The sequence below is a fragment of the Halomonas borealis genome, from assembly GCF_004798905.1.
Classification (GTDB): domain Bacteria; phylum Pseudomonadota; class Gammaproteobacteria; order Pseudomonadales; family Halomonadaceae; genus Halomonas; species Halomonas borealis.
The window spans coordinates 1-253 of sequence record NZ_SDMO01000098.1; the positions used below are offsets into that span (position 1 = coordinate 1).

At 44.3% G+C, this 253-nt stretch carries 1 protein-coding gene; it reads right to left on the reverse strand.

Going from position 1 to position 253, the window contains the following annotated elements:
- Nucleotides 1-253, reverse strand: a 253-nt coding sequence (locus tag ETC07_RS16295; protein ID WP_205742579.1) for a hypothetical protein, incomplete at both ends; no start/stop codon positions are given.

The following is a 253-nucleotide window of genomic DNA, read 5'->3' on the forward strand; positions in this document are numbered from 1 at the left end:
GAAGATAAAAGCTTCGTCACGTGCATCTTGACGTAGATAACGATCCAAGAACTGTAATGCCCATAATGCAAAAGGCAAGGCGATTAAGGTTGGCGCTGTACCACCTTGAGCCAATCCTGCAACCGAAACCAAGGTGAAACCTGTGGTAATTAGCGCTGCCAAACGGCTACGTGTACGTTGTGAAATTAAACGATAAACTTGCACACCGCTCATAAATAAAGCTAGCATTTGGAAAAGGTAAAGCAGCCAAGTT